The sequence below is a fragment of the Paraburkholderia ferrariae NBRC 106233 genome (genome assembly GCF_000685035.1).
GTDB classification, from domain to species: Bacteria; Pseudomonadota; Gammaproteobacteria; order Burkholderiales; family Burkholderiaceae; genus Paraburkholderia; species Paraburkholderia ferrariae.
In genome coordinates, this window is record NZ_BAYB01000055.1 from 20,633 (window position 1) to 43,980 (window position 23,348).

The following is a 23,348-nucleotide window of genomic DNA, read 5'->3' on the forward strand; positions in this document are numbered from 1 at the left end:
TACAACCATCGGAGACATCAATGAACCGCTTCACCGTGTGGGACACGACCATCATCGTCGCGATGGTGGTCGCGTATATCGTCGTCACGGCCTGGATCAGCATCCGGCTGCGCAGCAGGACGACCGAGCAATTCATGGTCGCAGGGCGCTCTACGCCGGTGGTCGTGATCGCCATCCTGCTGATGTCCGAGTACATCGGCGCCAAGTCGACGATCGGCACGTCGCAGGAAGCGTTCAACGCGGGCATCGCGGCGGCGTGGTCGGTGCTCTCCGCCTCGGTCGGCTTCGTGCTCTTCGGCCTGTTCATGGCGAAGCGGCTTTACCGCTCCGGCGAGTTCACGATCTCCGGCTTCATTGCGCAAAAGTATGGGAATGCGGCGCGGGTCGTGGTCTCGGCCATCATGATCTATGCGCTCTTCATCGTGAACGTGGGCAACTACGTGAGCGGCGCCGCAGCGATCTCCACCGTCATGCGCGTGAACCTCCCCACGGCGGCATTCATCACGGCAATCGTGAGCACGATCTACTTCGCCTGGGGCGGGCTCAAGAGCGTCGCCTACGTGACCATCCTGCACAGCGCCGTAAAACTGCTCGGCATCGGCATTCTCGTGTGGGTCGCATTCTCCATGTCGGGCGGCCTCGCGCCGATGATGCAGACCATGCCCCCGCAGTATTTCACCTGGAGCGGGCTGCTGGGCGGCGGCACAATCGGCGCCTGGATCATCGGCACCGCGGGCGCGATCTTCTCGACGCAGTTCATCATCCAGGCGATCTCGGGCGCGAAGTCGGCCGACGACGCCCGCAACTCCACGCTGATCGCCGGCGCGCTATGCATCCCCATCGCGCTCGCGCTGGGCTTCCTGGGTGTCGCGGCAAAGTTCCTGTTCCCGCATATCAAGAGCCTCTACGCCCTGCCCATTTTCCTGCAGCACATGAGCCCCCTGCTCTCGGGCGTCGTGACCGTCTCGCTGGTTGCCTCGATCTTCGTGAGCGTAAGCACGGTGGCGCTTGCGATCGCTTCGCTGATCGTCAAGGACTTCTACGTTCCGCGTTACCGCCCGACGCCCGAGCGCGAGCTCCGGGCCACGCGGACGATATCGTTCGTGGTCGGCTTCCTGCCGCTCATTTTCGTGCTGTTCGTGCCGCAGATTCTCGCGCTCTCGTTCTTCACGCGCGCCTTGCGTCTCTCGATCACCGTCGTCGCCCTGATGGGCATCTATCTGCCCTTCTTCAGGAGCAGCCGCGGCGTGATCGCGGCGCTCGTCGTCGCCACGATCGCCACCACGCTCTGGTATCTGCTCGGCAATCCGTTCGGCATCGACAACATGTATGTCGCGCTCGTGACGCCGGCCATCGTGATGTGCCTCGACAAGCTCATGTTCCATTCGCCGGGCGGCAACGGCTCGTCAGTCGAGCACGGCCGCGTCGCCCACACAGATTCCTGATGGCCCCGTCGCGCGCGCCATCACGTTCCATCGCATCAGGATTTCATCATGACGACCCAATCGACCCTGCCTGCCGAGGCAACGACCATACCGGGCCAACTGCATGCCGCCTCCGGCGACGAAGCGCGCATCGACGCCTACCTGCCGTCGGCCACCGTGCAGAATCACGCCGCCAATCTGATCGCGCTCGACAACGGCGATCTGCTGTGCGCCTGGTTCGGCGGCACCCAGGAAGGCGTGCCCGATATCTCCATCTATCTCTCGCGGCTCGCCCAGGGCACTACCGTCTGGAGCGCGCCCGTGCGCCTCTCGGAAGACGCCACGCGCTCCGAGCAGAACCCCGTGCTGTTCGCCGCCCCCGACGGCAAGCTGTGGCTCGTCTATACCGCGCAGTTGTCAGGACATCAGAACACCTCGATCGTGCGGCGGCGCATTTCCGCCGACAACGGCCACACGTGGGGGCCGATCGACACGCTCTTCGACACGCCAGGCACCTTCGTGCGCCAGCCGATCGTCATCGCACCCGACGGCGCCTGGCTCTGTCCGGTCTTCCTGTGCCGCGTCGCGCCTGGCGAGCGCTGGTCGGGCAACGACGACATCAGCGTCGTCATGCGTTCGACGGACGCCGGCGCGAGCTGGCACGAGCACGAGGTCCCGGGCAGCGTGGGTTGCGTGCACATGAACATCCAGCCGCTTCGCAACGGCTCGCTCGTTGCCCTCTTCCGCAGCCGCTGGGCCGATCACATCTACATCAGCCGCTCGGACGACGGCCAGACGTGGAGCGAGCCGCAGCCGCTCGAACTGCCGAACAACAACTCGTCGATCCAGTTCGTCGCGCTCGCGAACGGGCATCTCGGCCTTGTGTTCAACAACAGTAGCGCTGCGCAAAGCACGGAGCGCCGTGCATCGCTGTATGACGACATCGAGGATTCGGAAGACAGCGGCGTGCTGGCAACGCAGTCGGCATCGGCACGCGGCACCGCCTTCTGGGGCGCACCGCGCGCGCCGATGACGCTCGCCATCTCGAGCGACGGCGGGCGCACGTGGCCTGTTGCGCGCAATCTGGAGACGGGCGACGGCTACTGCATGACGAACAATTCGACAGACAAGCTCAACCGCGAGTTCTCCTATCCGTCGATCGCCCAGTCCGCGGACGGCCGGCTGCATATTGCCTACACGTACTTCCGGCAGCGCATCAAGTACGTCTGCGTGACCGAGGCGTGGGCCACGGCGGACGGGCGCGGCGCGCGCTGATCGGGCGCACGGGCTCGGGACGGCGGGAGACGCGGGTATCGGGAATGGGTAAACTACGCTCGCATTCACGCCCGTCCCCTGCCGCACGCCCTGCGTGCAGGCGGCGTCCCGAACCCGTCATCGATCAAACCATGAAAGTTGCCCGCCGCCGCGAAGCCATGCTCCAGGCCGTCCTCGCCGGAATGACCGAGGTTGCCGAACTGTGCGAACACTTCGGCATGTCGGAGGCCACCGTGCGCCGCGATCTGCGTGCGCTGGCCGACGAACGCCTCGTCCTGCGCACCTATGGCGGTGCGGCATCGGTGAGCACGCACGCGCCGGAAGAGTCGCTCGACGAGCGCCGCCAAAGTTTTCAGGCGGAAAAAGAGGCGATCGGACAGGCGGCTGCCGAACACGTCGCGCCAGGCGACACGATCTTTCTCGACAGCGGCACGACCACCGCGGCACTCGCGCGTTCGCTTGTGCTCTCCAACCGGCACGACGTTCATGTGGTAACCAACAATCTGCTTGCGGTTCCGATACTCGCGGGCAGCAAGGTGCGCCTGACGCTGATCGGCGGCGAGGTGCGCGAATCCAGCATGAGCACCCTCGGCCCGATTGCGCAGCTTGCACTGGCTCGCATCACGGTCGACAAGGCCTTTCTCGGCGCAGATGGCGTCGTGCCCGGACGCGGCCTGTGCGAGGCGACTGCCGAGCAGGCTTACCTGAAGGAGTGCCTGATGCACCAGGCGGCCAGCATCTTCGTGCTCGTCACCGCCGACAAGTTGAACCGGGACAGCCAGCAGCACTGGGCGCCCATCGAAAAGCCGTGGACGCTGATTACGGATGCCGTCGCGCCGCACCCGGGACTGCATGAATTCGGGCACCTGACGGGCCTCATGGTCGAATCGGTTGCGGTCCCGCGCGGTCTGTCGAATTGAAGAACTGAACAATACGCAAAGGGAGCCGGGCGGCTCGACGAATTATGGTCAAGGAAGCGACAAGACGCATCGTGGTGACAGGCGCGAGTTCCGGCATCGGACACGCCATTGCGGCTCAATTGCTGAACGACGGCCATGCCGTCATCGGCATGAGCCGCAACGAGCCCGACTTCGACCATGAGCGGTTCACCCATGTCGGCGCCGATCTGGGCGACATCGACGCCATTGCCGCACTTGCCGCCAAAATGGGCGTCGTGGATGGGCTCGTGCACGCAGCCGGCTTCATGAAAACCGCTCCGCTGGGTGAACTCGACACCGCGAGCGGGGAGGCCATGTGGCGCATTCATGTCGCCGCCGCCGCCGCGCTCGCCGATGCGCTCGTACCCACCATGCGCCACGGCGGCCGCATCGTGCTGATTGGCAGCCGCGTGTCGGGCGGCGCCGCGGGCCGCAGCCAGTATGCCGCAGCAAAGGCCGCAATGGTCGCAATGGCGCGCTCGTGGGCCATGGAACTGGCGCCGCGCGGCATCACGGTCAATGTGGTCTCGCCCGCGGCCACCCAAACGCCCATGCTCGCAGATCCTCAACGCACGTCGAGCGCCCCGGTCATGCCGCCGATCGGACGTTATGTGACGGCGGAGGAAGTGGCATCGATGGTCGCGTATCTGCTCGGCCCGCAGGCCGGCGCAATTACCGGGCAGCAGATCTTGATCTGCGGCGGCAGTTCCCTATAGTTCGCTTTACTAATTAACGTGACAATATCTGGGATAGCTGCGAGGCATCTGTTATGGAATCCTTATTGCATTGCCTCGGCCCGACGTAGCACCACGGCTCCGGCACCAGGTTCGCGGTCTTGAAGAAAGCGCGTCGACCTGTTCATCAACCTCAACGCAGGGATAATCCTTTGAAACCTGTCGAATTATCGGTCAAGGCACGTCTTGCCATCGTGCTTGGCGGCATTTCATTTGTGGGCGGGGTCATTGGCGCACTGGGGTTGAGTGGATTGGTCGCTGCGAAGCATGCACAGGATGACACGTACCATAATCGTCTGGCTTCCTCGATTGCGATCAGCAAAGCCAGCATTCTCATGGTGCGTTCCGCTCTGGCGGTCGAGCAGGTCAGTGCAGATCCGGAGGCCACCAATGCCTCGCAATTGCTGACGGACTCCGAGACTTACCTCGATAATTCGAACACGTGGTGGGACCGGTATGCGGCGCTACCCAAACGCGACGAACATGAAGCGCAGCTCGCAGCCGCCACGCACGAACAGCGTGTTGCGCTCGAACACGAGGGACTGAAGCCAGCCATCGCTGCTCTTTCGGGTTCGCACGGTGCGATTATTGACAAGGCAGTTTTGCGCAGAATCGGCGTATTACTGCTGAAGATGAACGAGGCTAACACGGCGCTCAATAATTACCAGAATACGCTCGGTGAAGCCAACTACCAGCAGACCTCGGCGGCAGTCCGGCTCTCCATGACGAGCACGGCGCTCGCCCTCCTCGTCGCTCTGTCCGGTGCGATGTGGGCATGGTGGTGGTTAAACCGGTCTATTTCGATGCCGTTGGACGAAGCGCAACGGCACTTCTCGCGTATTGCCGTGGGCGATCTCACCACTGAGTTCGATGTCCATCGGCACGATGAGTTTGGAACGATGCTGCAGGCGCTGGCTGAAATGCGCAACGGCCTGCGCGATACCATGGGCCTGATGCTCGGCGGAGCCGATGCGATAGCGAATGGGTCGAACGAAATCGCTGCTGGCAATCAGGACCTCTCGGAGCGCACTCAGTCACAAGCGGCATCGCTGGAGGAAACCGCGGCCGTGATGGAAGAGCTCACTTCGACCGTCCAGCAGAACGCGGTCAACGCAAGGAAGGCCAATGATGCCGTGCAATCAGCGTCCGGCGTCGCGTCGAGAAGTGGCGAGATTGTGGCTTCGGTCGTCGATACGATGGCGTCGATCAACGGCGCATCGAGTCGGATTGTCGAGATCATTGGATTGATCGACGGCATTGCGTTCCAGACGAACATTCTCGCCCTTAATGCAGCGGTCGAGGCTGCCCGGGCAGGTGAACAGGGGCGTGGTTTCGCCGTGGTCGCAGGCGAGGTGCGCAGCCTCGCCCAACGCGCCGGTGCCGCGGCAAAAGAAATCAAGGTGATGATCGACGAATCGGTTGGCAAAATCCAGGCGGGCTCCGTACTCGCGGAGCGCGCGGGAACGGCGATGCGGGAAGTGGCGACGAGCGTGGAGGGGGTGGCGGCGATCATCGCCCAGATTGCCGACGCGAGCGAGGAGCAAGCTGCCGGTATCTCACACGTCAACGCGGCCATTGCGCGTATGGACCACGATACGCAGCGGAACTCGGCGTTCGTTGAAGAAGCGGCAGCGGCAGCACAATCGCTAAAGGAGCAGTCGGTCGAACTCGCAAGCGCCGCGATGCGATTCCGGATCAGTTAAGCGCGCAGCATAGGTGCCGGTATTCGCGTTCTCGATTGATCAGTGATCCGATCTAAACATGGCAATCGCAATGCACAGTTGCTCGGCGCTTCGTCGATCCTGCGGCGCGGCCAATGAGCTCAAGCCGCCCCAAATCCGCCCGTGGCCGCAAGCGGCGGCAGCGGCGCAGTACCGCGTATCCATGCGTGGTTCGCGAGTTCGGCCATTTCGCGGTCGCCGCGACTGTCACCGTAAGCATAGAGCGTGGACGGCGCGCGCTCGCCCCACCACGCGCGCAGACGCGCCACCTTTTCCGGGCCCCAGCAGTTGCGGCCCGCCAGCCGCCCGGTGTACACGCCGTCACGCCATTCCAGTTCGCTCGCGAGCACCGTCTCGATGCCGACCGTCGCGGCCCATTTGCGCAGATACAGCGAAGGCGAGGCGCTCACCAGCACCACCTCGTGACCCAGCGCCTGATGCTCGCGCACGCGCGCGAGCATCTCCGGGCGCAGCAGCGCGGGCAGCCCGTGCGCGACGAAACGCTGCGCCGCGGCATCGAGCGTCTCGTGCCGCACGGCCCCGAGCGCGGCGTACAGAAAGCGCGCCTTGGTGCGCCCCCGCTCGGACCATCCGGGCGCCACGCCCGCGAGCCATGGCAGGCAGCGCAGCACGGCAAACGCAAAGCGCGCGGGGCCGGCGGTCTCCAGCATGAAGGCGCGAAAGCTGTCCGAGGTGGTGATGGTGCCATCGAAGTCGAAGGCGGCAACAACGCGGTCGGTCATGAAGACAATCGGGGAAAGGAGGTGGGGAAAGGCGCTGCGGCGCGGCGGGATAAAACCGGCGTCATTGTGCGGGCAAAGGAGTGGCGGGGCAAATAAACAAGCAGATAAACAAGCAAATATATTGATCGATTCGATCAATATCGATCGACATTGAGCGATATTGATCCACTCAGATTTCAGGCTGCTGCGCGCTCCGCTCCAGCCGCGCGGCATCCGCAATCTCGATCTCGCCGTAGCGCAGCAGCACCAGTCCGTCGCGCTCGAACTGCCGCAGGATCTGGTTCACGGTTTGCCGCGAAAGCGCCAGCATGAGCGCCAGATCTTCCTGCGGCACGCTCACCACGCGGCGGCGCTGGCCGAAACGGGCCACGTCGGGCGCCCTTTCGTCGGGAACCCCGTAGCTCGCGAGCAGCAGAAGGCGCCGCGCCACGCGCGCCGCGGCAGGCAGCAGCGCCGCGTCCTCGATCGCCTCGAACGCAAGACGCAGCTTTTGCGTGAGCAGCAGGCCGAACGCGTGCCACCAGGCGGGTGTCTCGGCCAGCAGCACCGCCAGCGCGGCGCGCGGCACGTGAAAGAGCGTGGCGTCGCGCTCGGCGTGGGCGTCGTGCGTGCGCGGGCCGCCGTCGAACAGCCCGATCTCGCCGAACCAGTTCACCGGCCCCATCACCGCCAGCAGCGCCTCGCGGCCGCCCGGGCTCGCCGCGCCCACGCGCACGGCACCTTCCAGCACGCAGTAGAGGCCGTCGTCGGGATCGCCGCGCATGAAGAGGCGCTCCCCCGCGCGCACGGTGCGCACGCGGCCCGCCGCACGCAGGGCCGCGCGCAGCGGGTCGGGCAAGCGGTGGAACCACGCGCTGCGCTCCAGCGCCGCCGCAACGGCGGGCGGCAGCGAAGCATCGGCAGGCATGGAGGACGAAACGGGACGCACGAAGCAATTAAGGAATTAAGGAACCCAAGGAATCCGCAGCAAAATGGAAGCAAGCGCGAAGATTGTCGCCCAGGCGAAGGTTGGATCGCGGGCACCCGACGATCATAATGATTTTGGAGATACCGGGGCATCCATGAGAAACCTGACCGAGCAACTCACCCAATACGCGGCCTATCACCGCGACACCCGCAACATCGCCACGCATTTCGTGGGCATTCCGCTGATCGTGGTGGCGCTCGCGGTGCTGCTCGCGCGGCCCGCCGCAAGCGCAGGCGCGCTGCCCTGGCCGCTCTCGCCGGCCTGGCTGCTGTTCGGCGGGGCGACGCTCTACTATCTCGTCCTCGATGTGCCGCTCGGGCTGATGATGGCCGCGATTTCGGCGGCGTGCGTCGCGTTCGGCATGTGGGTCGCCGCGCAGACCACCGGCGTATGGCTCGCCAGCGGCATCGGCCTGTTCGTGGTGGGCTGGGTGTTCCAGTTCGTCGGGCATGCGGCCTACGAGCACCGCAAGCCCGCTTTCGTCGACGACCTGATCGGCCTGATCGTCGGCCCGCTGTTCGTGCTCGCCGAAGCGCTCTTCAGCGCAGGCTGGCGTCCTGCGCTGCGCGAAGCGATCGAAGCCAAGGCGGGGCCGACGCGGATCAATCCGCCGCGCGAGGCCGCCCAGCGGGGATCATAAGCGGCGCGCCCGTCCTTCGTCAGCACACCTTGGCGAGCCTCAGCGCGACAACCGCACGAGCCGCGCCCCGTGCACGGCGGTCAGGCCCACGGCGAGCCAGATCGGCGCGTAGGTGGCGAGTTCGCGCGCGCCCAGATGCTCGCCGAGGAGCGTCACCGATACGATCACCAGCAGCACCGGTTCGACGTAGCCGAGAATGCCGAAGAGCGCCATGGGCAGCAGGCGGCTCGCCTTGAGGTAGGACGCGAGCGCCACGGTGCTGAGCACGCCCAGCCCCGGCAGCAGCGCGAACGCGAGCAGCGGCCGGGCGTCCAGCAGGGCGAACGAGCCGCCCGCCCAGGCCTCGAACACGGCAACGGGCGTGAGCAGGATCATCTCCACCGCGAAGGTCACGAGCGAATCCGCATGAATCTTGCGGCGCAGCACGAAGTACGGCGGATAGCCGAACGCGACCAGCAGCGTCGGCCACGAAAACGCGTGCGTGGCCCACAGTTCGTGCGCGACGCCCACCGCTGCGCACGCCACGGCCAGCCACTGCAGGCCGTCGAGCCGCTCGTGATAGTAGAGGCGCCCCACCAGCACCATGACGAGCGGCAGCAGGAAATAGCCCAGCGACACCTCCAGCATGCGCCCGTGCAGCGGCGCCCACAGGAACAGCCAGAGCTGCAGGCCGAGCAGCACCGCGCTCCCCGCGAGCATGAGCGCCGTGCGCGGTGCCTTGACCATGCGCGCGACGAGCTCGCGCAACTGCGCGCCGCGGCCACGCAGAAACAGCAGGGCCAGCGCGCCAGGAGCGGTCCAGATCACGCGCCACGCGAAGATGTCGAGCCCCGTGAGCGGCTTGAGCAGCAGCGTATAGGCGGACAGCAGCGCAAACAGCGCCGACGCTCCCACGGAAAGCGCAATGCCGCGCCCGGGTTCGTACGGGTTCATTGCGCGGCGATCCCCGAAATTACGCGGTGTAAGCGGCAGGAATCGATCGGGCGGGAACGAAAGGCCCGGAATAAGCGCGAAGCGCGGGCAACCCGCACAATGGCGGGCAGCACGGGTAAAGACGTTGTCATCTGAATCGGTTATGGACTGAGAGGCAGCCGTTGCTCCGGTGCGCGAGGCGCCATTTTAGTCGGATGCCCGCGCCCGGGTGCGGCGGGCACGCCCGATGCTCGCCTCTGCCCGAACAGCGAAATACGCGATTTAGTCCGTGCAGATCGCACCGCCGTAGTCTAGAACGTAAGTCTCGCTACGGAACCGCCCTCCGGCCGCGCCGCCTTCGCCCTGCACCTTGCTGTGGGCGAACTGCGCGCCGCCGCCTGCCGTCCCACGCATCTGGAGCCCGCATGTCCCGCCCTGCGCACCGCCCCACCGCCCGTCCCGCAGCCGTCCCGCCACACCTCGCCGCCTTCGCCGCCGAGGTTCACGCGGGCCTCACACACACGCCGCAGAAGGAATTGCCGTCGAAGTATCTGTATGACGAAGTGGGATCGGCGCTCTTCGAAGTGATCACCGTGCTGCCCGAGTACGGCGTCACGCGCTCGGAGGAGCGCCTTCTCACGCGCTATGCCGCGGAGATCGTCGAAGCACTGCCCGCGGACGTGACCGTCGCCGAGCTCGGCAGCGGCAGCGGCCGCAAGACGCGCCGCATTCTCGAAGCCCTGTGCCGCAAGCGCCCCACCTCGTATTGCCCGATCGAGATTTCGCGCTCGGCGCTGCAACTGTGCCGGCGGGAGCTGGCCGACATCGAGCGCATTTCCATCGTGGGCTACGAGCGCGACTATCTGGCGGGCCTCGCCGAAGTGAGCCGCAAGCGCGCGAGCGGCGAGCAACTGCTGGTGCTGTTTCTCGGCAGCACCATCGGCAACTTCGCGCGCCTCGCGGCCACGCGCTTTCTGCGCGACATCCGCGCGATGCTCAAGCCCGGCGACACGCTGCTGCTCGGCACCGACCTCGTGAAGCCCGTGCCCACGCTGATCGCCGCCTACGACGACGCCATCGGCGCCACCGCCGCGTTCAACCTGAACCTGCTCGCGCGCATCAACCGCGAACTCGACGCCGACTTCGACCTCGCCGCCTTCGAGCACGTCGCGCGCTTCAATCCGGACGCGCGCAGCGTCGAAATGCACCTGCGCGCGAAGCGGCGCGTGGAGGCCCACGTGGGCGCGGCGCAGCTCCCGGTCGCGCTGGAGGCGGGCGAAACGATCTGGACCGAGAGCAGCCACAAGTACCACGCCGACGAGATCCCGGCGATCGCCGCCGATGCGGGCTTCACCTGCGCGCATCAATGGGTCGAGAAGGAATGGGGATTCGCGGAAAGCCTGCTCGCGGTGAAGTAAGGCGCAAGCGCGGCGCGCGCCCTCGCGCCGCTTCAGTGCTGCTCGAAACGCTCGTAGCGCTTTTCGGTGCGGCGTTCTTCGCTCACCACCTCGGTCACGCGCGCCGCGGGCGGTCCGTGGCGCAGCCACGACAACATGCGGTCCACCTGATTGGCCGTGCCCTGGATCACGGCTTCCACGGAGCCGTCTTCCAGGTTGGCCACATAGCCGCGAATACGCAGCGCGTGCGCCTGGCGCACCGTCGCGTGACGAAAGCCCACGCCCTGCACCGTCCCGCGCACGCGCACGTGATACGTTTCGAGGCGCGAATCCAGATCCGGTCCGGTCATCGTTCGATCTCCTGCTCTGTCCAAATAGCCGACACTCTGCGCGGCATTGTAGTCGCCGCGGCGCGCGAGCGTGGCAGAGGGCCCTGCGTCCGGTACGCCCCGGTACACCTCTGCACGGCCGGTGCGGCCCGCGCCACCCACGCCACCCGCACCACGTACAATCCGTGCCACGCCGGCGGTCTGGCCGCCGCCGACGCACTACCCTCATCGACACAACCCCCGGGGCGCAAGCCCCGCGCCACCGGACAGGAAATCCGCCCCGTATGACCGCCAACTCCCGCGACCTCGTGCTGATCACCGGCGCCTCCGGCTTTGTCGGCTCGGCCGTCGCCCGCATCGCGCAGGAAAAGGGCTACGCCGTGCGCGTGCTGGTGCGCCCGACGAGCCCGCGCACCAACCTCGCCGCGCTCGACGCCGAAGTCGTCACCGGCGACATGCGCGACGCCGCCTCGATGCGCGCGGCCCTCGCCGGCGTGCGCTATCTGTTCCACGTGGCCGCGGACTACCGCCTCTGGGCCCCCGATCCGCACGAGATCGAGCGCGCGAATCTGGAAGGCGCCGAAGCGACCATGCGCGCGGCGCTGGAAGCGGGTGTGGAGCGCATCGTGTACACCAGCAGCGTCGCGACGCTCAAGGTGACGAGCGCGGGCACCTCCGCCGACGAAACCTCGCCGCTCGCGGCCGAACAGGCGATTGGCGTCTACAAGCGCAGCAAGGTGCTTGCCGAGCGCGCCGTGGAACGCATGATCGAGCGCGACGGCCTGCCCGCCGTGATCGTCAATCCGTCCACGCCCATCGGCCCGCGCGACGTGAAGCCCACGCCCACGGGCCGCATCATCGTGGAAGCGGCCACGGGCAAGATCCCTGCGTTCGTCGATACGGGCCTGAACCTCGTGCACGTGGACGACGTGGCGCACGGCCACTTCCTCGCGCTGGAGCGCGGCCGCATTGGCGAGCGCTATATCCTCGGCGGCGAGAACCTGCCGCTGCAGCAGATGCTCGCCGACATCGCAGGCATGGTGGGCCGCAAGCCGCCCACCATCGCCCTGCCGCGCTGGCCGCTCTATCCGCTCGCGCTCGGCGCGGAAGCCGTGGCGCGCTTCACGAAGCGCGAACCGTTCGTGACCGTGGACGCGCTGAAGATGTCGAAGAACAAGATGTATTTCACGTCGGCGAAGGCGGAGCGCGAGCTCGGCTATCGCGCGCGGCCTTACCGCGAGGGGCTCGAAGACGCGCTCGGGTGGTTTCGCGAAGCGGGTTATTTGAAGGGTTAACGGGCACGTGCGGCGCGGGGCGGGCGGCGTCCATCCCTGCCTGGCCCCGCCTGTGCCAACCCGGTCCCGCCGGGCCTCATCGCGCGAAGTACCACGCGCTCCCGCTCAATCCGGCACTTTTTTCGCGGTTTTTCGCACAGGCTTCGCATTTTGTTACAACTTTTGTTGCGACATGCGTACAACGCCTAACCGGCAAGCCTCGCGCGCAGCGGGTAAAATCGCGGGTCTTATTGAGAAGCCTCGCATGAATCTACAAGAACAGATCGGCGCGCTCGAAGTGGGCGTCGATCAGCTCCTCCAGGCCGCCACCGTACGCGCGCCGCGCAACGAAGCCGCGCCGGGTGCGCCGGCTGCATCGATTGCATCGATTGCAGACCAGCCCGCCGCGGACCATGCCGACGCCCCGGGCGCCGCACCCGCGCACGAGCCGGCCCCGCAAGCCGACGAAACCCGCGTTGCGGCCACGGCACTCGCTGCGAGCGCTGAAACGGATGCCGCGACCGCCGACGCCGATGTCGCTGTAGCCGATACCCCGGCAGCCAGTGCCGCGCAAACGGCCCAGGCCGAAGCGGCCGTTGACGAGCCGCCCGCTACCGCCGCCGAACCCGTGCTGGAAATCAGCCGCCCGGTGCAAAACGCCATCACGGTGACGATCGGCGGCCAGACGGTGGCGCTCAATCCGCTGCAGATAGGCGAGCTGATCGAGCAGCTTTCGTTTGCGCGTGCCTCGATGCAGCCCGAGCCGCCGCAGGGCCTGCCGCCCAACTGGCGTTTCGTCTCGACGAAGAATCCCGTCATGGCCGTGCAGAAGCAGGGCAACGGCGACCGTCTGCTGGTGCTGCGCCATACGGGTCACGGCTGGGTGCCGTTCACGTTCTCGCCGGACATGGTCGTGCAGATGTACATGATGCTCACGCAGCGCTAAAAGCGCGGGGCGTCGAAATGAAAAAGCCGTCGCTTTCGCGACGGCTTTTTTCGTGGCGGCGGCTGCGCTGGCGGCCGCTCCGTCAGAAGACGATCAACGCGCAATCAACGCCCCTGCACCGGCGCCTGCACGCGCGACTTCCACTGCCCACCCTTGCCGCGCCAGAAGCGCCATGCCGAAGCGAACGTCGCGCCCACGTAGAACAGCGCCACGAGCGGCAGGAACGGCGCCCACAGCGGCGAGCGGCGATAGTACGCGAGCATGGGCGCATAGGCGCAGCACATGAGCGCCCAGGCCACCCAGGCGGGCCAGCCCGCCGGACCGAGCACGAGCGCGACAACGGGCGGCGCCAGATAGATCACCGTCATGCCGACAATCGTCCCCGCCAGTTGCCACGCCGAATAGTGGAGCTGCGTGAACGCCGTGCGCGCGATCATGTTCCAGATGTCCCTCCACGAATCGTACGGGCGCAGCGAAACGCTTTTCGCGGCCACGTCGAGACGGATCGGGTGCCGGCCGTCGCCGCGGTGCTTGATGCGCGCCGCGAGACTGCAATCGTCGATCAGTTCGGCGCGGATCGACTCGATCCCGCCCGCTTCCTCCAGCGCCTTGCGGCGCACCAGCATGCAGCCGCCCGCCGCCGCCGCCGTCTTGTTGCGCGGGTTGTTGACCCACGAGAACGGGTAGAGCTTCGCGAAGAAGAACACGAAGGCCGGGATCAGCGCCTTCTCCCAGAACGAGTCGCAGCGCAGGCGCACCATCAGCGAGACGAGATCGCGCTGCTCGGCCTCGGCGCGCACCACGAGCTGTGCGAGCGCCTCCGGTGGATGGCCGATGTCGGCGTCGGTCAGGAGCAGGTAGTCGGCGGCCAGGCCCAGCGTGCGCACCGCCTCGATGCCCTGCGACTGCGCCCACACCTTGCCCGACCAGCCCGCGGGCAGCGGCCGCGCCGTAATCACCGTGAGCTTTTCCGGGCACTGCAGCGCGAGCGCGGCGGCCCGCGCGGCTTCGGCGGTGCCGTCGGTGCTGTGGTCATCGATCACGATCACGTGGAACTCGCCCGCATAGTCCTGCTGGAGCAGCGAGCTCACCGCCTCGCCGATGGCGTCCGCCTCGTTGCGCGCCGGCACCACGGCGCAGGCGGCAGGCCAGCCGCCGGCCGGTTCGACGAGCGGCAGCGGCGCAGCGGGCCGGGCGCGCCAGAAGCCGCCGCGCGCGAACAGCAGAACCAGCCAGATCAGCAGCGAGAGGCAGGAGAGAGCAAAGAGGATCGTCGTCGTCATAGATTGAGGCGGGTTCTTCAGGCGTTCATCAGGCGTTGTTGCTTTCGATCGAAGGCGTGGGCACGCTCACGCGGCGCGACAGCCACATGGCCGCCGTGCGCCACAGCACCACGGCCCAGTCGGCCGCGGCGAGCGCGGGCCGTTCGCGGAACACATCGTAACCGCTGCGCTCGATGCGCTCGAGCAGACGCAGCCCGCCATGCACGACACTGCACAGCTCGAGGCCGAAGCGGCCCGGCACGCGCAGCGCGAGCGGCGCGCCGCTTCTCATCAGCGAGCGCGCGAAGGCCACCTCGTGGCGCATCAGCGCGCGCCAGGCGCCGTCCGCCACGCCCGCGGCGATTTGCGCCTCGGTCACGTTGAAGCGTTCGAGGTCGGCTTGCGGCAGGTAGACGCGGCCGCGCCGCCAGTCCGCGCCGATGTCCTGCAAGAAGGTGATGAACTGCAGCGCGGTGCAGATCGCGTCCGAATCGGCGAGGTTCTCCGGCGACGCTTCGTCGATCAGGTGCAGCATGAGATGGCCGACCGGATTGGCCGAGCGATGGCAGAAGTCGAGCAGATCGAGCCGGTCGGCATAGCGGACCGTGTCGATGTCCTGGCCGAACGCCGAAACGAGGTTGTAGAACGGTTCGAGCGGCAGCCCGTTCTGCCGCACCACCTCCGCGAGCCGCGCGAACAGCATGGGGTGCACGTTCGCCGGCCGCCCCTGGGCCACGGCGTCCAGACCGGCGCGAAAATCCGCGAGGCGCGCGTGGCGCTCGGCGGGGCTCCAGTCGCCTTCGTCTGCTATGTCGTCGGCGGTGCGCGCGACATGATAGATCACGCCCACCGGCGCTCTCAGCGCCTTCGGCAGCAGCACGTTCGCAACGGGGAAGTTTTCGTAGTGGTCGGCTTCCATCCAGGGTGTCCAGATTGGGGTCGGGTCCGCCAGCGTCATCCAGTCCGCGCGCGAACCCCGCGGACCCGCTATTTTAAAGGTTCTGGCATCATGTTGCACCGCGGCAGAATCGGCCTTCCCGGCCCTGTCCAGGCGGCGCCCAGGCCACTTCGACGCAACTTCCGCGCAACTTCGCGCCCCGCCGGGCACGGCGGCCGGCGGGGCGGCGTCGCGCGCACGCCGCACCCCAGGTGCTTGCCGCAGCAAACGGTTGGCGAAGGGGTTAAAATGCGCGTCTAGTTTTAGTCTGGCTACGGTCAGGCCAGAGATGTGCACCTAATTAATATGATGGGCGCGGCGAGCAAGTCATTTTTACCGGCTTCTTCGGCAACCGCGTCAGTCGGAGTTCGCCACCCTATGCGAGTGATCCTTGCCCAACCCCGCGGCTTTTGTGCGGGGGTTGTCCGCGCTATCGAGATTGTCGATCGCGCACTGCAGAAACACGGCGCGCCCGTTTATGTGCGCCATGAAATCGTCCACAACCGTCACGTGGTCGAAAACCTGCGCAACAAGGGCGCGCGTTTCGTGGAAGAGCTCGACGAAGTACCCGAGGGCGCCGTCGCGATTTTCAGCGCGCACGGCGTGGCCAGGACCGTCGAGCGTGCAGCCGAAGAGCGCGACCTCGACGTGCTCGACGCCACCTGCCCGCTCGTCACCAAGGTGCACGTGCAGGGCCGCCAGTACGTCTCGCAGGGCCGCACGCTGATCCTGATCGGCCACGCGGGCCACCCGGAAGTGGAAGGCACGATCGGCCAGATTCCCGGCACGGTGCTGCTCGTGCAGAGCGAAGCCGATGTCGCGAAGCTCGACATGCCGCTCGACGCGCCGCTCGCGTACGTGACGCAGACCACCCTGTCGGTGGACGACACGCGCGGCATTATCGACGCGCTGCTGGCCCGCTTCACCGACATCGTCGGCCCGGACACGCGTGACATCTGCTACGCGACGCAGAACCGCCAGGCCGCCGTGCGCGAGCTCTCCACCGAGGTGGACGTGCTGCTGGTGGTGGGCGCGACGAACAGTTCGAACTCGAACCGCCTGCGCGAGATCGGCAGCGAGTCGGGCGTGCCGAGCTATCTCGTGGCCGACGGCTCGGAAGTGAAGGCAGAGTGGTTCGAAGGCGTGCAGACGGTTGGCCTCACGGCCGGCGCGTCGGCGCCCGAAGAGATGGTTGAGAACGTGATCGACGCGCTGCGCGCGTTGGGGCCCGTCGACGTGTCGACGATGTCCGGTCGCGAAGAGAAAGTCGAATTCAAGCTGCCGGCGAAGCTGTTGCAACCGCTCGTCGCACGCGAAGTTTAAGGAGGACACGTTTTGTCTATTCCGCTGTTACAAAAAGTCCGCGTTGGCGCGTACATCTTCCGCCAGCATTTCGGCGGCAACAAACGCTACCCGCTCGCGCTCATGCTCGAGCCGCTGTTCCGCTGCAATCTGGCCTGCAACGGCTGCGGCAAGATCGACTACCCGGATCCCATCCTGAACCAGCGCCTGTCGCTCGCGGAATGCCTCGAAGCCGTGGACGAGTGCGGCGCGCCGGTCGTTTCCATCGCGGGCGGCGAACCGCTCCTGCACAAGGAAATGCCCCAGATCGTGAAGGGCATCATGGCGCGCAAGAAGTTCGTGTATCTCTGCACGAACGCGCTGCTCATGGAAAAGAAGATGGACGATTACGAGCCGAACCCGTACTTCGTCTGGTCGGTGCACCTGGACGGCGACCGCGAGGCGCACGACCACTCGGTTTCGCAGGAAGGCGTGTACGACAAGGCCGTCGCGGCCATCAAGGAAGCCAAGCGCCGCGGCTTCCGCGTGAACATCAACTGCACGCTGTTCAACGACGCGCAGCCGGAACGCGTGGCGAAGTTCTTCGACACGGTCGCCTCGATCGGCGTGGACGGCATCACGGTCTCGCCGGGCTATGCCTATGAGCGCGCGCCGGACCAGCAGCACTTCCTGAACCGCGACAAGACCAAGAACCTGTTCCGCGAGATCTTCAAGCGCGGCAACAACGGCAAGAAGTGGTCGTTCAGCCAGTCGAGCCTGTTCCTCGACTTCCTGGCGGGCAACCAGACCTACCAGTGCACGCCGTGGGGCAACCCGGCGCGTACGGTGTTCGGCTGGCAAAAGCCCTGCTATCTGGTCGGCGAAGGTTACGTGAAGACCTTCAAGGAACTGATGGAAACCACCGACTGGGACAAGTACGGCACGGGCAAGTACGAGAAGTGCGCGGACTGCATGGTCCACTGCGGCTTCGAAGCCACCGCCGTGATGGACACGGTGGCGCACCCGCTCAAGGCCGCGCGCGTCGCCCTCTCGGGCCCGCGCACGACGGGCGCATTCGCGAAGGACATCTCGCTGGAAGGCCAGCGTCCCGCGGAATACGTGTTCTCGCGCCACGTCGAGATCAAGCTCGACGAGATCAAGAACGCGGCCAGGACCAAGAAGCCGGCCACGGTCGCGGCAAGCTGAAGGCGGCGTCCCAGGCGCCCTGGTGCGGCTGGGATGTGACGCGTCATCATGTAAAAGGGCGCAGCGGGTTGAACCGCTGCGCCTTTTTTCTTTGCAAGGCACTCTCACTGCGCTCAGAATTGTCCTAGTACCTGGAACCCCAGCGTCACGCGTGCGGTATCGAATCCGGTCGGCTTGTAGACCGGTGTGCCGGCGAAGAGGTCATACGAGAGTGCCGCATATTTCACCGGCACGCCGCCGCGAATGCCGATGACTGCGCCCGCCAGTTGCGTGCCGGCCAGCGCTGCCGTGCCCGGACCGAAAACGTGGCCGTAGTCGATGCCGGCATAGAGCGCGTGGCCCGTCTGCCCGATCGGCCATTGCAATTCGTTGCGCCAGTAGAAACCGCGTTCGGCAGCAAGCATCGTTTCGCCGTCGAAGCCTCGTACCGTGTAGCGGCTACCAATGCTCAGATCGTCGATGTAGAACAGCGTGTCGCCCGTGTACTGCCCATGCAGCGTGCCGACATAGCGCAGCGGCTGACCCGCAACTGCGAACGGCACCGAAAGATTGGCGTCGAGCGTCGCCACGTGGAAACGATAGGTAGGGCCGTCCGCGTACGGATCAGGCGTTGCGCCCAGGCCGCCGACGCCCTGGCGATACGCCAGCGTACCGTCGAACTGCGCGGCGCCGAAATAATGGCGGTCGGTCACGCCGCCTTCGATAAACGTGTTGTTGCGGGCCTGCTGCGAAATTGCGGTGTCCTCGATGAAGCTCGCGCCCCAGCGCTTGATAAGCTGGAACTCCAGACCGAGCACGTCGTTCTGGCTGCGGCTGATGACACGTTGCAGCTTCAGGCCGGCCGTCTGCGCGTTGCCGCTCGATACGAACGTCTGGTTCACGCCCGCGATCTGCTGGTAATACGTGTTCGTGTTGCCGTAGAGTGTGGCTGTCCAGTAACCCCATGGTACGGAGTACGAACCGTTGAAGCCATGCGAACCCAGTCCGTGATCGGCGAATTCCAGATCCTGGTTCGCGCCAACCGTGAAGATATCGTTCAGCCCGAGCGGATTGTCGATGCCGAGCGACACGTTGCCTTGCAGTTTGCCGGTGGCGCGCTGGCCAGAGTTATCGACCGAGGCGACGAACGTCCACGGCTTTGAGCGCTTTACGGTAATTTCCACGTCACTTTCGCCGGGCACGGTGCCGGGAGCGATCTGCATGGTGGCGTCCTGGCTCGCGGGGCGCTTCATCTGCTCGAGGCCCTGTTCGAGATCGCGCAATTGGAGTACGTCGCTATCGCGCGCGGGGAACGCGCTCTTCCAGGTGCCGCGCGTGGACGGGTCCACGAACTTCAGATGACGGATGATGCCGGGGATGAGGGAGAATTTCAGCGTTCCCTTTGACAGGTCTTGCGGTATTAGCAGAATGCGCGTGGTGATGTAGCCGCGGCTGAGGATTTCGTGTTGCAGACCCTTCGTTAGGATGTCGAGGCCCTGTTTGCCGACGCATTGCCCCTGGTAATGCCGGAGCCAGTCGTGCAGGAATGCGAAGCGATCCATCGACAGGTCAGAGGCGCCCATGGCACGCTGCGCTTCGGGCAGCGTATCGGGCACCTCGACCGCGAATGTGTCGATGCGGAAGCATGGCGTCTCGGCGGGCAGCATGGGCCATTCGCCAGCGACCGGTGCGGCCGAGCGCACAACCGGCGCAGCGACGTTGGTCGCGCGCTGCTGGGCGTCGCGTTGCTGCTGAAGTTGCTGGTTTTGCAGCGCGTTTGCGCGGGCCGCAGCTACGTCAGGCGGAGTTTCCTGTGCGTGGACGGCGAGAGGGATAAGAACCGCGAGCGGCAACCCCGTGAGTCTTTTTTTATTTTCCATTCCTGACTAAATCAATGCCCCGCTCTTTAAACAGGGCAAGACAAGTTACGTTACGTCCTGGATGCCTGTCGTAGGGTAGCGCTCGCTGCCCCGGCAATCTCTAATCACTCATAGATTGAAGGAAATGACAGGACATTTCTTCGACACATCAAGCAGAAACTCATGAAGCTTGGTCAATTCTTCAATCAAGTCACCCCTAGTTACCGTAGCAGTAACCGAAGAACCGTCACGTAAGCGCCGATAGACGAACTCGATTGATTGTTCTTGCCCGCATCGAATATGGTCGATTCTGACATTGATCGAGGTGGCGATTTCTTTTACAACGTCCTGGCCAACTTCGTCCTCTTCAAATTGATCGAACATCGTACCGTGCGATGAATTGAAATCACGCCAAAAATGTGTCGCAAACAGCCACTCAGACAATGCGCCGGAGAGCCGAAACTCTGCATCTTCAGCAACCTGAGATTCGGACAACCAGCCAACGATAGTCGATTCTTTCATCTGCATATTTAACACCACTCACCATCAATTCATGTAGTCATATTGGCAACTGAAATCGACCGGCAAACCATGAGTCACGGTTGCCGGTTTGCCATATGCCCTATTCAAAAAGACAAAAATAGCCTGGGAAATCAGTTTCTCAATAGGCTACGCATTAAAGACTGAAAATTTTCTTTTGAGTCGACCGACATAACAGGGTCTTCGTAGCCTTCGATGTTGTCACTCAGCCAGCGCTCACCATCGCGCCGGAGATGAAATCTAGCAACGACACTAAACTCGTCAGCACTGAGAATTGCAACAAGTGTGGCGACCGATTCCCTAGCATTCCAATGACGAAATACCTCCGTCACGAAGAGAATTGCCTGTGCAACTGGCGACACCGAGTCATAGTCTTCTACGTGAAATGAATTAACGAAAGCTTCGTAGCCTGTTCGATCCGGAAAGCTGGACATTGTGGGGGTCGTAACTTTCGAGACGCCACGAAAAACATAGCATCCGTCGTCAATGGCGAAGCCGTCGCTAGCAATTCGCGCAAGCGGCGAAGCCAGCGTACAGTTCACGCTAGTACCACCTAAAAGAGCTGCCATAGCCCGATTCATGTCCATCAATTACCCCCAAGGTATTTATTGAGACCCTTCTGAATTGCCGCACTAAAACTAGGGTCATTCAGTAATTTGTTCACAGAATTCGGTGCATCAGGGAACGAGTTTGTGCTTGGGTCATAAAGATACTTATTCCCTTGGTTGTCTTGATAGTGAATTTGTCCGGGGCGCTGTCCTGGATTAGGATTCTCCACATCGATGCGCTCGCTCCCATCACCCTTCCAAAGGGTTTTACTCGCGACTTGAGGGCCATTCGCTCCCAACATATCGCCGGATTGCTGATTGCCCCCTTTCGCAAGGGTAGCGTTATCCGGCACATATCCCGGCGCAGCATTTACCGACTGCCCCGCACTGTCCGCCATTGCCATACCTGGCGCAACCGGCGGCCCACCTGCCTCACCTGGCACTATGGCAGCCAGCCCGTTGCGTATGCCCTGCAAAATCAGGTCCAGCGGCGACTGCGCAAACGGGTTGCTGCTCTTGCTGTCCCCCGTCAATTGCCGCTCATCGTCAATCGACTGGTTATACAGTTGCACCGCCGAGCCGGTCGCGGCGCCTGCCGTCCCACCGACAATCGCTCCACCAAGCCCCGCAGCAAGATTGCCTGCGAGATTGCCAATGAATTGCGAGCCCGTACCTAACGTTACACCGTTTTCGATATCTGCCAGTCCCTTGGCTGCTCCCGACGCCACGTATGCGCCTGCTGCCCCACCAATCGTGCTGAACGCCGTTCCGCCACCCAGGGCGCCAATCAGTGCGCCACCCACAACATGCAGCGCCGTCCGGTTGTCACCGCCCTCATCCCATGCGTCATAGGTGGCCTGGTTGGTCGCCGTGTCGCGTTTGTTGTCCGCATACGCGCCAATACCCTGAGCCACAACCTGGCCCGCCGCCTGCGCCGCCTGCATCGTGTCGGCCTGCTGGTTAAGCAGGTTGTTCACATCGGGCGTTTGCGACACCGTACCGTTGGTGTTCGACGTGTCGCGGCTCAGGCCCGCCACGTCCTGCGTCTGCGCGGCCGGGTTGGTGATGTTGATCGTGCCCACGCTGATCGCGCTGCGCGTCGTCGCGTTCTGGTCGCCACTGTCGCTCTGCGAGATCATTGGCGAGACGCCAGGATGGCCACTGACTGAACCCGGCCCCGTTGCATTACCTGTGTTGCCCCAGCCCACACCCGCGCTAATGCCGTTGCTCCTCGCGTCGTAGTGCGACTGGTTCTGGATATCGCTCCAGGTCAGCGTACCGGTCGTGAGACTGTTCTGCGACGGATCCGCCGTACTGGATATCACCGCCCCCGTCAAACCCGTATTGCCCTTGACGTTGATATCAAAGCCGCCAGTACGCGCCGCGATACCTGCCTGCTCGTTGACCTGCGCGTAACTGCCATCCGCATGTCCGTTCTGCGCACTGAAACTCGCGCTGCCGCCTGCCGTGCTGATACTGAACCCACCACCCGCGCTGCTCTGGTGCGCCGCGCTCGTCGTCGTGTCCTGCACGCTCGCGATATTGAGGTCGCCACCCACGACCGCCGTCACCCGGTCGCCCGCAACCTGCGACCCGGTAATGTTCGTATCGCCGCCACTCACAATCGTCACGCTGTTCGTACCGGTGACGTGCGAGGCATTCTGGATCGCCGCATCGCTGTTCGCGTCGCCATGCGCGTTCTGCATCGAGGCCGACACGCCGAAGCCGTTCGTGGTGATCGACACGCCCACGCTCGAACCGGACGACGAATTCGAACTGCGCGTCGAATCGGTGTCGGTCGTGTTGACGATGTTCACCTGGTTCTTCGCGGCCAGCACCACATCGCTGGCACTCACGTTCGAACCGGCAATCGTCACGTTGCCGCTGCCCGGCGTGCCGTCGCCTGTCGCGATGAACGCAGTCGTGCCGCCTGCCTGCACATTGGAACCACGCTGGATCGTCTGATCCTCCGACGACTGGCTCTGGCTGTGGCTCGACCCGACGCTCACCTGCACGCCAATGCTCGGCGCGTTCGCCGCAGACGAGATACCGTTTTTCGCCATGTCGTAGGCACCATAACCGGCCAAAGCCGCGTCGCCGCCCGCCGCTATCGCGTGCAGCGCCTCCGCGCGGCCATTGCTGTTGCCGCTGGCAAGCGCCTGGCCCTGCTGGTACGCGCCGTTGACTGCATCGCCAATGCTGCCGCCCAGGCCAATCGTCAGGCCGCTGCTGCTCGTCTGCTGCGTCTGGCTCGTGTGGCTCGTATCCGTGGCCGAATTGATGGTGACGTTCGCCGCCGTGCCGGTGATGTCCTTCGCAGCGATCAGGTTGCTGCCTGTCACGGTCAGGTTGTTGCCCGCATTGATCGATACGCTGCCATTGAGCGAACCCACCACGCTGGCGTTGTTGGTCACGCTCGATTCCTGGTCGGTCTGC

The 23,348-nt window shown here is 64.8% G+C and carries 21 protein-coding genes; 11 read left to right on the top strand and 10 right to left on the bottom strand.

The window, feature by feature from the left end; all coding sequences use genetic code 11:
* The first annotated feature begins 20 nt into the window (after positions 1–20).
* The 5 genes from BFE01S_RS34800 to BFE01S_RS46335 all read left to right on the top strand — a co-directional run bounded on the left by BFE01S_RS34800 (position 21) and on the right by BFE01S_RS46335 (position 6,074).
* Complete coding sequence (locus BFE01S_RS34800; RefSeq protein WP_028229462.1) at positions 21–1,445, top strand: sodium:solute symporter family protein; 1,425 nt, start codon at positions 21–23, stop codon at positions 1,443–1,445.
* Positions 1,446–1,493: 48 nt separating this feature from the next.
* The gene (locus tag BFE01S_RS34805; protein WP_028229463.1) at positions 1,494–2,699 is read left to right on the top strand and encodes a sialidase family protein; all 1,206 of its coding nucleotides are present in this window, start codon (positions 1,494–1,496) and stop codon (positions 2,697–2,699) included.
* A 131-nt stretch (positions 2,700–2,830) separates the two neighbouring features.
* Positions 2,831–3,619, top strand: coding sequence for a DeoR/GlpR family DNA-binding transcription regulator (locus BFE01S_RS34810; RefSeq protein ID WP_028229464.1), 789 nt, complete (start codon positions 2,831–2,833; stop codon positions 3,617–3,619).
* Positions 3,620–3,663: 44 nt separating this feature from the next.
* A complete protein-coding gene (locus BFE01S_RS34815; protein WP_028229465.1) occupies positions 3,664–4,353 on the top strand; it encodes an SDR family NAD(P)-dependent oxidoreductase in 690 nt (229 codons plus the stop codon).
* A 170-nt stretch (positions 4,354–4,523) separates the two neighbouring features.
* Entirely contained in the window at positions 4,524–6,074 is a 1,551-nt protein-coding gene (locus BFE01S_RS46335; protein WP_028229466.1) for a methyl-accepting chemotaxis protein, read from the top strand.
* Positions 6,075–6,193: 119 nt separating this feature from the next.
* Here the strand turns inward: BFE01S_RS46335 and BFE01S_RS34825 are convergent, their stop codons facing one another.
* On the bottom strand, positions 6,194–6,835 hold the full coding sequence (locus tag BFE01S_RS34825) for an HAD family hydrolase (protein ID WP_028229467.1): 642 nt from the start codon (positions 6,833–6,835) through the stop codon (positions 6,194–6,196).
* A gap of 169 nt (positions 6,836–7,004) precedes the next feature.
* Positions 7,005–7,742: a Crp/Fnr family transcriptional regulator gene (locus tag BFE01S_RS34830; RefSeq protein WP_042339779.1), complete on the bottom strand. Its 738-nt coding sequence runs from the start codon at positions 7,740–7,742 to the stop codon at positions 7,005–7,007.
* 154 nt (positions 7,743–7,896) lie between these two features.
* Here BFE01S_RS34830 and BFE01S_RS34835 point away from each other — a divergent pair, with 154 nt between their 5' ends.
* Complete coding sequence (locus BFE01S_RS34835) at positions 7,897–8,442, top strand: Mpo1 family 2-hydroxy fatty acid dioxygenase (protein WP_028229469.1); 546 nt, start codon at positions 7,897–7,899, stop codon at positions 8,440–8,442.
* Positions 8,443–8,481: 39 nt separating this feature from the next.
* Here the strand turns inward: BFE01S_RS34835 and rarD are convergent, their stop codons facing one another.
* Positions 8,482–9,375: an EamA family transporter RarD gene (gene rarD, locus BFE01S_RS34840; RefSeq protein ID WP_028229470.1), complete on the bottom strand. Its 894-nt coding sequence runs from the start codon at positions 9,373–9,375 to the stop codon at positions 8,482–8,484.
* Between the two features lie 404 nt (positions 9,376–9,779).
* Here rarD and egtD point away from each other — a divergent pair, with 404 nt between their 5' ends.
* A complete protein-coding gene (egtD, locus tag BFE01S_RS34850) occupies positions 9,780–10,772 on the top strand; it encodes an L-histidine N(alpha)-methyltransferase (protein ID WP_028229471.1) in 993 nt (330 codons plus the stop codon).
* A gap of 32 nt (positions 10,773–10,804) precedes the next feature.
* Here the strand turns inward: egtD and BFE01S_RS34855 are convergent, their stop codons facing one another.
* The gene (locus BFE01S_RS34855) at positions 10,805–11,101 is read right to left on the bottom strand and encodes an acylphosphatase (protein WP_028229472.1); all 297 of its coding nucleotides are present in this window, start codon (positions 11,099–11,101) and stop codon (positions 10,805–10,807) included.
* A 263-nt stretch (positions 11,102–11,364) separates the two neighbouring features.
* On the opposite strand from BFE01S_RS34855, the gene hpnA reads away from it, so the two are divergent.
* Positions 11,365–12,375, top strand: a complete 1,011-nt coding sequence (hpnA, locus tag BFE01S_RS34860) for a hopanoid-associated sugar epimerase (protein WP_028229473.1) — start codon at positions 11,365–11,367, stop codon at positions 12,373–12,375.
* 244 nt (positions 12,376–12,619) lie between these two features.
* Complete coding sequence (locus BFE01S_RS34865) at positions 12,620–13,300, top strand: hypothetical protein (RefSeq protein WP_028229474.1); 681 nt, start codon at positions 12,620–12,622, stop codon at positions 13,298–13,300.
* Between the two features lie 104 nt (positions 13,301–13,404).
* Here BFE01S_RS34865 and BFE01S_RS34870 read toward each other — a convergent pair whose 3' ends face one another.
* On the bottom strand, positions 13,405–14,583 hold the full coding sequence (locus BFE01S_RS34870) for a glycosyltransferase (protein WP_028229475.1): 1,179 nt from the start codon (positions 14,581–14,583) through the stop codon (positions 13,405–13,407).
* Positions 14,584–14,611: 28 nt separating this feature from the next.
* The gene (gene hpnC, locus BFE01S_RS34875; protein ID WP_028229476.1) at positions 14,612–15,481 is read right to left on the bottom strand and encodes a squalene synthase HpnC; all 870 of its coding nucleotides are present in this window, start codon (positions 15,479–15,481) and stop codon (positions 14,612–14,614) included.
* Between the two features lie 396 nt (positions 15,482–15,877).
* Between hpnC and ispH the strand changes: the two genes are divergently transcribed.
* Together ispH and hpnH are read left to right on the top strand one after the other, a co-directional pair.
* Positions 15,878–16,822 carry a 4-hydroxy-3-methylbut-2-enyl diphosphate reductase gene (ispH, locus tag BFE01S_RS34880; RefSeq protein ID WP_028229477.1) on the top strand — a complete coding sequence of 315 codons (945 nt, stop codon included), beginning with the start codon at positions 15,878–15,880 and terminating at the stop codon, positions 16,820–16,822.
* Between the two features lie 12 nt (positions 16,823–16,834).
* Complete coding sequence (hpnH, locus tag BFE01S_RS34885) at positions 16,835–17,986, top strand: adenosyl-hopene transferase HpnH (RefSeq protein ID WP_028229478.1); 1,152 nt, start codon at positions 16,835–16,837, stop codon at positions 17,984–17,986.
* A gap of 113 nt (positions 17,987–18,099) precedes the next feature.
* Here the strand turns inward: hpnH and BFE01S_RS34890 are convergent, their stop codons facing one another.
* The 4 genes from BFE01S_RS34890 to BFE01S_RS34900 all read right to left on the bottom strand — a co-directional run.
* The gene (locus tag BFE01S_RS34890) at positions 18,100–19,845 is read right to left on the bottom strand and encodes a ShlB/FhaC/HecB family hemolysin secretion/activation protein (RefSeq protein ID WP_028229479.1); all 1,746 of its coding nucleotides are present in this window, start codon (positions 19,843–19,845) and stop codon (positions 18,100–18,102) included.
* A 108-nt stretch (positions 19,846–19,953) separates the two neighbouring features.
* Entirely contained in the window at positions 19,954–20,352 is a 399-nt protein-coding gene (locus BFE01S_RS34895) for a hypothetical protein (protein ID WP_028229480.1), read from the bottom strand.
* Between the two features lie 125 nt (positions 20,353–20,477).
* Positions 20,478–20,933: a hypothetical protein gene (locus tag BFE01S_RS43730; protein WP_245621275.1), complete on the bottom strand. Its 456-nt coding sequence runs from the start codon at positions 20,931–20,933 to the stop codon at positions 20,478–20,480.
* A 17-nt stretch (positions 20,934–20,950) separates the two neighbouring features.
* On the bottom strand, positions 20,951–23,348 hold a 2,398-nt coding region (locus BFE01S_RS34900), incomplete at its 5' end, for a hemagglutinin repeat-containing protein (protein WP_028229481.1).